Origin of the sequence: Nocardioides sp. ChNu-99 (assembly GCF_029493445.1) — a bacterium.
In the GTDB taxonomy this organism is placed as follows: domain Bacteria; phylum Actinomycetota; class Actinomycetes; order Propionibacteriales; family Nocardioidaceae; genus Nocardioides.
On the sequence record NZ_JAHWBL010000089.1, the window covers coordinates 1 to 9,389 of the forward strand.

Below are 9,389 nucleotides of genomic sequence, written 5' to 3' on the forward strand. Positions count from 1 at the left end.
GCTCGCCAGCGGCGCCGGCCGAGCCGTCCTCCCCCGCGGCGCCGGGCGTGCCAGCGGCGCCGGCGGCGCCAGGCTCTCCGTCGCGGCCAGCCGGGCCGGGCGGGCCAGGCAGCCCGCGGATGCTCTGCAGCGGGCTGGGCTCGTCCTGTTCGGGCTCCTCGACGGGCTCCTGACCGACGGCCTCGAGGCGTCGGTTCGCTTCCTCAAGCGCTTGGGCCTGCTGGTCGACGATGGAGCGGAGGTCGGCGCGGTCGGCCTTGGACTCTCGGTCGCGCTCGTTGGTGTGGGCGAGCTCGACGAGCAGGTAGAGCAGCACTCCCATGATCCCGAGCCCGACGGCCCAGGCGAGGAGGATGATCGTTCGCATGGACGGTGCGTGTGTCTTCTTCACGACGGCACTCCCGGGGCGAGCACGAACACGGTGATGATGTAGACGACGAGCCCGACGAGGGCCCCCGCCATGACCTGTCGGCGGAACGCGGCGGAGGCGCGCTCCTTCTCCTCGAGCGCCCCGGTGCGCAGGTCGTACTCGCGGCGCGGCACGTAGTCGTCGGAGAGCTTGTTGACGAGCGCGTCGACCTTCTCGATCACACGCTCCGTGGCCTTCGCCTGCTCGTCGAGCCGGCGGACGACATCGGTGAGGCTGGGCTGGTCGGGCATCAGCGCACCCGCCCAGAGCCGGTCAGCCGTGCGAGCTCCTGCTGCTGGCGGCGGTTCGCGGGGGTGCCGAGGGTCAGGCCCATCGTTCTGCCGTCGTCGTCCCAGTCGACCTCGGTGACGCGCACGTCGTCTCCCCTCTCCTGGATCCGGGCGATATAGCCGGCCTTCATCTCCTGGGCATCGATGAGGGTGCCGGTGTGGCGGTCCATCACGCGGCCGCGCACCCGGGCGGTGCCGGACGGGGTGGGGGTGTTCAACTGGGCGAGCTGCAGCTGGCCGGCGCGCTCGGCGTTCGCCGGGGACCCCATGCCGTCGCGGAGGCTGATGGTGGACGCGGACTTCACCCGCCCGACCGCGTCCAGTGCGGGCACGTCGGTGGTGACGCGGCGTGACTGGGTGCGGCCGAGGGAGTCGGTCCACTCGACCACGATCTCGTTGCACAGCTCGACGTCGCCGCCGGTGAGCTCGACGCTGTCGCGGGCGGTCGACAGGACGTAGCGGTGGGTGGAGCCCCAGGACCGCCACTCCGACCTGATCCCCCGGCCCGGGACGGTCTCGAGGATCATCCAGATCATGTTCGGTTCGACGGCCATCAGCTGCTCGTAGACGTCGCGCGCGGTGACGGCGTCGGTGAACACCATCTGGTCGATCCGGTAGGGGTCGGCGGGCGCCTCGATGTAGGCCAGGTCCCCGGTGCACAGCGGCAGGAGGCGCCCGACGATGTCGGCGGCGACCTCGTGCGCGAGGACGTAGCTGGGTGAGGTGTACGCCGTGGGCGGCACCCGGTTGCCGTACCGGTCGAGCCGGACGCCGGTGACGGCGATGTTCGTGAAGAACGACCACGTCTTCCCGTCCGGGACGACCGTGGGGCCGTCGGTGCGCACGATCCGCAGCGCGATGAACTGCGCCCCGAGCGGGGGGTGTCCGTCGCCGGCGCCGGCGATGCGGACCTGCTGGATCCAGGTCGTGTTGATCTCGTTCAGCGACCCGATGTGCGCGGCCCCGTCGGGTGGGGTCCACGTCAGCTGGGTGCGGTACCCGGTGTCGTACTTCCCCGACTTCAACGTCGTCACGATGGACGCGAACTCCTGGCCGGCGTCCCCGAGGCGCCGGTACGCCATCCCGGCCTGCACCCCGGTCCCGTCGATCTCCTCGCCCTGGTCGAACCCGACGAGCAGTCCGTCGGCCCCACCGGTAGGGACGGGCTCGATCGACGCCATCGCGCCGGCGGGCACCGACCGGGACCCGTCACGGACCCACGCGCCGAGCTCGGTGTCGATCCCCACCCACGCGGCGGCCTTGTCGCTGGCCAGCGCCGCGTTCCCGACGGCGGTGAGCTGCCACGACTGCCCGCCGCGGCCGTCGAGCGGCCCCGGCGCTTCGGTCCAGCCCTCCCACAGCGTCTCCCCGGTGCGGGGGTCCGTGATGTACACCCGGTCCGCGGGGCCCAGGTCGGTGAACGCGTCCCGCGGCAGCGCGAGGGTCATGGACGCACGGACGAACCCGCCCGGGGCGGCGGTCGTGAACGTCAGCCGCGACACGTGCTGGGTCACGACCCGCCGGGTCCGACCGTCGTCGATGGCCACTCCGCAGAAGCTCACCGGCCCCCACCTCCCGTCACGGTCGAGCCGGTCACGAGGCGCCCGGGTCGAGCGCCGTCGACGGCAGCCACAGGTACCGGGGCCGGTAGGAGTACTGAACCTCGGTCTCCTCGGCCGCCGAGTCGCCGATCCCGGCCGCGGCGACCTGCAGCAGCAACGTCAGCTGATTGATCGACCCCGGGGTGAGGACGGGGAACTGCCCGCGGGGGATCTCCTGGTTGGGCACCCCCATCGCGGACCCGTCGCCGTCGCGGATGAGGACCGTCTCGGCCTCACCGTCGATAACGAGCTGCTGAGGGCCCGTCACGGCGGCGTTGGCCTGGAGCAGCAGGCTCGAGGTCGACCGGATGCCGGGGCCCCCGGTGGGGAGCGCGAGCATCCCACCGAGCCGCGCGGACCCGAGGCCGCGCCAGGCGTAGACGCTGGCGTCGTAGCCCGCGACCTTGTCGGCCGGGGTGAGGTTCGCGTCGTCGACGCCGGCGGGCCACGAGACGTCCCCGAGCCCGGCCCACGTCGGGTCACCCGGTCCGACCCGCAGCCGCCGCGTGCGCAGGTTGGTGTCGTTCGCGACGTCGAAGTACCCTGTCGCGTCGGCGGGACCCATGCGCCCGAACACCTGATAGCGGCCGGGCTTGACCTGCCCGCGGGTGGGGGCGCCGCCGCCGATGAACTGCCACCTGCCGTTGGGCCGCTGCAGCGGGTTCAGCTGCGTCGTCCTGTACCCCGACCCGGGCCACGACGGGTCCGCGGTCACCGGGCCGTCCCAGCCCACCTCGCCCTGGATCAGGGCGGTCGGGTCCCACCACGCCGGCGCCGCAGCGCGCTCCGGCGTCGAGGCCGCCATGTGGAGCAGCAGCCGCCGCGCTCCGAGGAGCCCGCTCGCCGACCGCAGCGACACCGTCAGCGGCGCCGCGACGTCCCCGAGCGGCGCGGGGAGCTGCACCGTGCACCCACCGAGGTGGGGGTCGTTGCGCAGCAGCGGCAGCGTGGTGGTGATCCGCTCCCCCTCGGCAAACGGCGCGACCGGGATCTGCACGTCGACGAACCACGTGGCGTTGCGCTTCGGGTCGGTGTAGACCCGCGACATGTCCAGCGAGCCGGGCGACCCGACGAAGGTCCGGTAGAAGACTGGCTCCGACGTCGGGGACATCCGGTACATGAGGATCCCGGGCCGCAGCACGTGCCGGGCGACCTCGGAGAGGACCTGCTGGGTTCGGAACGACGGGCCGTGGATGACGAGCGGGAACCGGAGCACCCGGCCGCCCCAGGAGCGGCCGGCCGCGTCGACCGGCCCGTCGAGCTCGGGCGTCCCGAAGTCCCACCCGTTCGCAGTCGGGTAGGTCTTCGTCGTCGCGACCTCGAAGGTGTCCTGGTTGAAGGAGAACACCACCCGCGCCTTGCGGTCTGCTGAGGCGAGGTACTGGACCAGGGGCCACCGATCGGTCACCGTCACACCCCCGCTCGGGCCGCGGCCCAGTCGTCCAGCGCCTGGTCCTTGAAGGCTCGCCGCATCGCCTCGTTGATCAGCCTGGCCACGTGTCGGTTCCCCTCGGCGATGCCGTCGCGCACGGCTCGCTGGATCTCGTTGGCGCTCGCGCCGCGCTCGGCAGGACGCGCGACGACGGTTGTGGCGGCTGTCGAACCGCCGCCGCTCCACGGGACGGCGCGCTCAGCGGCGCGGAGGCCGCCGTCGGCGTACTTCTCGAACCGGCCGCCGAAGATGTCCGCGACCTGGCCGAGGATCGACTCGGCCCTGCCACGGCGCCAGTCGTCAGCGAGCGGGATGTACGCCTCGCCCTTGGTCTCGGGCTCCGACCAGATCCGCAGCTGGCCGCCGGGCTTGGTGAGCTCGGGCAGGTGGCCGTCGGCATAGTCCCCGAAGCCGCCGGCCGCGAAGGCGACAGCCGTGTGGCTCCGCCCGACCCGCGAGAGGATGCCACCGTCGGCCTCGAACCGCGCACCGCCCGGTGCCGTCTGATAGACCTTCGTGTTGCTGCGGCTGACCGCCACACCCTCGGTGCGGTAGCGGGTGATGATGTCGTGGTACGTCCGCGGGGGCAGGCTCCGGATCAGGTCGATCCACCGCCGCACTCCGCTCTCGGCCGCGCCCTTCTGGAGCACCAGGAGAGTCTGACGATCGCCCTCGAGAAGGTTGTACCGATCGGCGACGGCCTCGGCGGCCTCCACGGTCTGAGGCACGCCGTTGATGCGAATGTAGGTCTGGACGTCGGGGGGCAAGTTGTTGAAGGAGTCCATCAGTAGAGCCGTCTGAGCACGCGTCGCGGTGAGCTGCGCGTTCACCAGCCCCGACGACAGGCCGATCGCGTTGGCCCACTCCGCGGCGACATCGGGCGTCGCGCCCATCTCCCGCAGCAGCCCGTACAGCTGGTTCCGGGCGTGCTCTAGCCCCGCAGCCTTCTCGGCGGGCGGAAGGGTGTCGACCCACTGCTGAGTGGAGCGCGCGAGGCCCTCCAGCTGAGTGGCGTTCGCGCGGCCAGCCTCGGTGTCCCGGTCGAGGGTGAGACCGTGCTCAGCGATCGAGTCGCGGAGGCTGTCGATCGCGCCCTCGTACGCCGTGACGGCGCCGAAGTTGTCGAGCTGGCCGTTCCACGCCGCCCAGGCGGTGGAGAGGCGCTCGAGGGCGGAGGCCGCGTCGTCGAAGCGGTCGGCGGCGATGCCGGTCGCGTCGATGATGGCCTGCTGCTCGGCCTGGCTGGCGGAGTAGGCGCCACCGAGCTCCTGGATCTTCTCGAGCAGCCCTTGCGCGGCCTGGGCCTCGTCGGTGAGGTGCTGTGCGCGCTCGCCGGTGAACGCGTCGTACAGCTCGAACGTGCCAGCGTCGATGGTCGCCTGCAGCGAGGCCACCGCATCCTCGGAACCCATCACAGCGTCCGTCAGATCGTTCATCGTGAGGCCCTGCTCACGCGCCGCCAGGGTCAGCCCCTCGGCGGCGATCCGCTGCTGGACCGTGTTGCGCGTGGACTCCGTGGCGGCGCCGGTCTGCTTGTTCAGCGTCGACCGGACCGCCTCGGAGAACTGGGCAAGGTCGGCCTGGTGCTTGGCGGCCTCGTCGGACGCCGCGGACAGGTCGAGCAGCGCCCCGACGCTCGCGCCGACGGCCACGCCGAGCGGGCCGCCCATCGCGCCCATCATGGCGAGGGTGATGGTGTTGGTTGCGCCCATGCTGGACGCGGCGCCGGACGCCGCGAGCGCGAGACCGCCCATGGCCGCGCCGGCCGGGATCGCGGTCCGAGCGATCGCGCGGAGGTTCTGGCTGGTGCGCTGCGCGGCGGCCTGCACGTTGGTGAGCGGACCGACCATGCCGGCCTGGATCTGCCGCTGCTGCTGGGTGGTGCCCTGCAGGGTCCGCAGGTCAGCGGCGAGGGTGCGGATCTGGCCGCCGGTCTGGCGGAGGGTGCCGACGAACTGGCTGCCCATCACGGCCTGGGTGCCGCGAGTCGCGCGGGACAGCAGGGTCATGGCCGCTGCGGCCGCGAGAAGCGGGGTGCCGACGTTGCTGTCGGCCACGGCGGAGAACGCCTCGGCGACGGCCTCCACGACCTCCAGCACCGGGCCGCCGAGGGGCGCGATCGCGACGACGAGATCGGTGATGGCGCCACCGATGGCGGCCGCGGTCTCGGCCACCCGGGGGCCGTTGTCGCGGACGTACTCGACGAAGTCCTGGAACCCCTGAGAGTCCTCGAGCTCGGAGGACCACCGGTCGAAGTCGTCGGCCTGCTTGACCAGCCAGTCGCCGAAGTCGCGGTTGAGGGGCTGGAACGTCATCCACATGTTGGCGAAGCCGTGGGTGACGTCCCCGGCGATCGAGGCGACGTCGCGCAGGGTCGGTCCCGCCTCGCGCTCGAGGAAGTCGAAGAACTCGAACCACCGGTCGCTGTTGAGGCTGTCGAGACCGTTCGCCACCTCGACGCCGGCAGCCTGGCCCACCCCGTAGAGCAGCGTCTGCACCCGCTCCAGCAGTGGGTCGAGCTCGGTCAGCTCGTCGGTGACCTGGGGGAAGAACCCGCCGGCCGCGGCGGAGCGCATCCCGCCGATCTGGTCGCGGAGAAGACCGATGGTGCCTGCGAAGCGGCTCGCCTCCGGGGAGAGCTTCGACAGCTCCTCATGCATCTTGACGAGGTTGTCGCCGGTCGGGTCGAGCGCGTACTCGTTGACCGCCGACACGGCGTCGCCGACGCCCTGGAACGCGACGGCGATGGTGCCGACCGCGGCGACCGCGATGCCCGCCTGCGAGGCCAGACCCGTGAGGGCCGGGACGGCGACGGCGCCGATGGGCGCGGCCGCGGGGCCCAGGAGCAGCATGGCGTCGAGCAGCAGCCGCACCCGCCCCGAGGCGCGGTCGAACTCGTTGCCGAGCGTCTGCGTGTTCCGGGTCGACTGGCTGATGCGGGTGTTGGACGTGCCGAGCGCCTGGGAGTGCTGGTTCAGCAGCCCGTTGTGTGCGGCCAACTGCTGGTTCAGCGCCTGCAGGGACTGGACCTGCCGGTCGGACTGGTTGGCATTCTGGCCCGCACGGCGGTTGAGCGACTCCAGCGCCCGGTCGGTTGCGGCGGCCTGGGCGGCCAGGCGCGCGAGGGTCGGAGAGCCGCGGTCCTCGATCTCGAGGATGATCCGCTCACGACGAGTCGCCACGTGGCCTCCTCAACGGTTGTCGGCCGCACGCAAGGCCAATCGGGTGGGGTTTGCTGGAGGAGGAGCACTCAGCACGCGCTGCGCCTACAGTCGGCGCGTGAAGAAGAGGACGACCTCGGTGGCCTTGACAGCTCTGCTGTGCCTCTCGGCGTGCGCCGGAGGGGACGACGTCGACGACGAGCCGAAGGCGTCTGCGTCTTCGACGACGAGCCGATCGTCAACAACACCCGATGGCACGCCCACCGAGACGGCGACGTCCGCGTCCACAAGCGCCCGGTGCGATCTCACAGGGGTTGATCCCATGACGACATGGAGCGTCGACCTGCTGAAGTTCGAGTGGGAGACGATCGCCGGCGCTCACGACGGTGGCCTCGAACACCGCCCGTCCGACTACGCCGACTTCGACGTCGAGTTCACGACGCTGCAGAGCGAACTCCCGCCCGCTTGCCTCGAGACCGACGCCTACCTCGACTTCTGGCTCGCGTGGGAAAAAACGATGGTCGCGGTCGAGGACGGCGTGCCGCCGGCGGCGAACATCGACGAGGTGACCACCACGCTCGAAGCGTGGATGGCCACCCTCGACCGCTAGCCCCCCGTGTCGACGCCGGGCGGTGTGAGGAACCGGTCGGCGGGGTTGAGGTCTTCGTCCGCGACCCACACGGTCACGCCTTCGCTGTAGTGGAAGGGGTGGTCGAAGCTCCGATCCTTGGCCCACGACTCCTCGTCGCCGTCGTGGTACGGGGCGTCCTTGTGTAGGAGCGCGTACAGCCCCTCCGCCGCCTCACGGGCCCGGGTGGCGTAGCAGATCGTGCGTTGCGCGAACCACTCGACGTCGGGGTCGGAGCACTTGCTGCGGGGCTGCCCGCACCGGGGGCAGGTGTCCCGCTTCTTCTCCCAGCGGGCTTCCCACCAGGAGCGCTCGTCGTCAGTGAGCGCGTACCACTCCTCGGCGGTGCGGCCGAGGGCCTCAGCGAGTTCTAGGTCTCGTTCGAGGAGCGGCGAGCGATCAAGGACCGCACGTCTTTTGGGTCGGCGGCCTGGGCCCGGTTGAGGTTGGTGGCGATGACGTACATGGCCTCGAGGTCGCTGTCCGAGATGTCGCGGAGGAACGCCTTGAGCTCGAGTTCGGACATCACCGGCTCAACGATGGTCCGGCGGTCAGTGTCGTGGTCGACGTAGCCGAGGAGCGCGGCGGGGAACCGGTCGGTGTCGTAGCCGAGCTGCTGGTCGCGCCGGTTGCCGTCGCGGGGCGGGTGCTGGGCGACGAGGTCTCGCCACCGGCCGGAGCCGATGTCGTTCAACACGACCTTGAGCCCGTCGGCGTTCGCTGCATCAACGGCATCGGCGTACGCCTCCCACGCGGAGAGGGGATCGACGGCCTCGTCCGCGCGGACGCTGGCGCCGTTCTTGTTCTGGACCTCGGCGATGGCCTCGGCCTGCTCTGCTTTGGCGCGCAGCTCGTCGAGCTGCTCCCAAACGTCGCCGTCGAGGACGACGTAGGTGGAGGTGCGGGGCTTGATGCGGGACATGGTCTCTCCTGGCCGGGTGATGCCGGGTTGGTACCCGCCGCCGGCAACCCGGCAGAAGCCGGCGGCGGGCGCTGTGTGGGCCGTGGCCCGTGGGTCAGGCGCTGGCCAGGATCGGCACGTTGAACGCGGGCGCCGACACGATCGACACCGGCTGGGTGAACACGTAGACGCCGGACGCGTCGGTGGCGTTCTTGCCCGGGATCTTCGTGCCCAGCTGGACCGGGACGACGTCGACGAACTGCCCGGCCGCGAGGTCGGTGGTGACCGTGACGTCCTGGCGACGCCACAGGAACCCGAGGAGCTGGTCCTGCAGCGTCTCCCACGCCTTCTTGCCGTCCGAGCCGGCCGCGGCCTGCGGCTCCCAGGCCGACACGAGGTCGGACATCGAGTAGGTCGTGGAGCCGTTGACCTCGTAGTCGTCGGCCTCGCAGAGCCGCGCGGGGAGCGTCACGCGCGCGGTGGCGCCGTTGATGCCCTCCTGGTCGCGGAACAGGTGGCAGGTGATGTTGAGGCCGGTGATCGCGGTGAGCTCCGCGAGCGTGGGGAGCTTGATGTTCGCGACGGCGGGGGCGAACCCCCAGGAGTCCATCGTGAGCGCGCGCCGCTGCTTCGGCTTGAGGGGGTTGACCATCTCAGGCGCCGTCCTTCCCGTTGTCGTCGTTCTCGAGCGCGGCGACGAGGTCGGGCTTGAGGCCCTTGCCGTCGACTGCGATGTGCTGGTCCTCGGTCCGGTCGGCGTTGCGGCGCTCGATCTCGGTCTTGAGGTCGGCGACGCTGCGGTCGCTGTACCCCTTCTCCTGCTCGGCCGCCGGCGCCGGGGTGGCGTACACCGGCGGGAGCGGGACACCGCTGGGGTCCAGCGGGTCGGTGTCGAGGAGGGTGTAGCCGTCGGGGACGGCGTCGTACTGCCGGCGGAGCACGGTCAGCTCGTGACCGGTCTCCTTCT

The 9,389-nt window shown here is 71.5% G+C and carries 8 protein-coding genes and 1 pseudogene; 1 reads left to right on the forward strand and 8 read right to left on the reverse strand.

Annotated features, from left to right (window positions below):
* The 5 genes and pseudogenes from KK617_RS17980 to KK617_RS18000 form a co-directional block, all read right to left on the reverse strand.
* Positions 1–367, reverse strand: a pseudogene (locus tag KK617_RS17980) (hypothetical protein); the annotation flags it as partial.
* Positions 368–387: 20 nt separating this feature from the next.
* Positions 388–660 carry a hypothetical protein gene (locus tag KK617_RS17985; protein WP_277501564.1) on the reverse strand — a complete coding sequence of 91 codons (273 nt, stop codon included), beginning with the start codon at positions 658–660 and terminating at the stop codon, positions 388–390.
* Positions 660–2,261, reverse strand: a complete 1,602-nt coding sequence (locus KK617_RS17990) for a hypothetical protein (protein ID WP_277501565.1) — start codon at positions 2,259–2,261, stop codon at positions 660–662. The genes KK617_RS17985 and KK617_RS17990 overlap by 1 nt, the downstream gene beginning before the upstream one ends.
* A 31-nt stretch (positions 2,262–2,292) precedes the next feature.
* Positions 2,293–3,708 carry a hypothetical protein gene (locus tag KK617_RS17995; RefSeq protein WP_277501566.1) on the reverse strand — a complete coding sequence of 472 codons (1,416 nt, stop codon included), beginning with the start codon at positions 3,706–3,708 and terminating at the stop codon, positions 2,293–2,295.
* A 2-nt stretch (positions 3,709–3,710) separates the two neighbouring features.
* Entirely contained in the window at positions 3,711–6,914 is a 3,204-nt protein-coding gene (locus KK617_RS18000) for a hypothetical protein (protein WP_277501567.1), read from the reverse strand.
* Between the two features lie 97 nt (positions 6,915–7,011).
* Between KK617_RS18000 and KK617_RS18005 the strand changes: the two genes are divergently transcribed.
* Positions 7,012–7,503, forward strand: coding sequence for a hypothetical protein (locus KK617_RS18005; RefSeq protein ID WP_277501568.1), 492 nt, complete (start codon positions 7,012–7,014; stop codon positions 7,501–7,503).
* 388 nt (positions 7,504–7,891) lie between these two features.
* Here the strand turns inward: KK617_RS18005 and KK617_RS18010 are convergent, their stop codons facing one another.
* The 3 genes from KK617_RS18010 to KK617_RS18020 all read right to left on the reverse strand — a co-directional run.
* A complete protein-coding gene (locus KK617_RS18010; RefSeq protein ID WP_277501569.1) occupies positions 7,892–8,443 on the reverse strand; it encodes a hypothetical protein in 552 nt (183 codons plus the stop codon).
* Between the two features lie 94 nt (positions 8,444–8,537).
* Positions 8,538–9,074, reverse strand: coding sequence for a hypothetical protein (locus tag KK617_RS18015; RefSeq protein ID WP_277501570.1), 537 nt, complete (start codon positions 9,072–9,074; stop codon positions 8,538–8,540).
* A gap of 1 nt (position 9,075) precedes the next feature.
* Positions 9,076–9,389: hypothetical protein (locus KK617_RS18020; RefSeq protein ID WP_277501571.1), on the reverse strand; the 314-nt coding region annotated here is incomplete at its 5' end.